The 1,081-nt window shown below is 66.4% G+C and carries 1 protein-coding gene; it reads right to left on the bottom strand.

The window, feature by feature from the left end; translation table 11 throughout:
* Positions 1-1,081 (bottom strand): 5'-nucleotidase C-terminal domain-containing protein (locus EN984_RS35675; protein ID WP_206517574.1); only part of this gene is annotated, 1,081 nt, incomplete at both ends.

The following is a 1,081-nucleotide window of genomic DNA, read 5'->3' on the forward strand; positions in this document are numbered from 1 at the left end:
CCGATGCGGCACAGGCAATGCCCGAATTGCCGGCCAACTCGGGCATTGCCTGTGCCGCATCGGCAGGCTTGGCGGCTTCAGCCGGTGCGGGCGCCGGCGTGGCCGGCGCTGCTTCGGCTGGCTTGGCCGGATCGGTTGCCGGGGCCGCAGGCGCCGCGGCGACGGTCGCGGCTATTTCGGTGATGCGGCCGTCGAGCTTCGGCGTGTAGGGCCGGTGGGCGCCGAGGTAGTCGGCAACCACCTGTTCGAGGCCGGGGCCGTAATCATAGGCGTTCTTGGCCTTGTCGGCGAAGACCTTGTAGCCGTCGCCGCCCTGGCGGACATAGTTGTTGGTTGCGACCAGATAGTCCTTGTCAGGCTTGATCGGCGTCCAGGCGCCGCCCTCCATGACCTCCACCGATTTGACGCGGCCGGCATTGGGCGCGACGGATTTGTCGAAGGAATACTTCAGGCCGGCGACCTGCGGGAAGCGCCCGGCGCCGTCCTCGACCTGGCTGAGGCCGCCCTCGAGGCCGGCCACCAGATCCTTGCCCGAAATCTGGAACGTCGCCAGCGTGTTCTGGAACGGCAGCACGGTCAGCACCTCGCCCATGGTGACGGTGCCCTTGTCGATCGAGGCGCGCAGGCCGCCGCCATTGGAGATGACGATCTCGACGCCCTGTCCCTTGACGCGGTCGAGGATGGCGTCGGAGACGAGATTGCCCATCGCGCATTCGCGGGTGCGGCAGCTCTCGCGACTGCCGTCGATGACGTCGGTGGTTTCCGCCACTTCCTTGTTCTTCAACGCCTCGATCGGCGCCCCAAGCTCCTTGATGCGGGCGAGCACGGCCGGGTCGGGGGTGATCGACTTGTCGAGATAGATCGGGTCGCCGCTGGCCGATTTGACGACGCCATTGTCGTCGAACACCACCTTGAACTCGCCGAGATATTTCGAGTAGGACGCCGCCTGCACCACCGGCACCTTGTAGCCGTCCGGATTGTCGACCATCGTCGGGTAGGGGCCTTCCGCCTTCGGATCGGTGTTCGACAGCAGCGAATGGCTGTGACCGCCGACGACGACATCGATGCCCGGGATCTTGGC

Origin of the sequence: Mesorhizobium sp. M7A.F.Ca.CA.004.12.1.1 (genome assembly GCF_003997835.1) — a bacterium.
Lineage (GTDB): Bacteria > Pseudomonadota > Alphaproteobacteria > Rhizobiales > Rhizobiaceae > Mesorhizobium.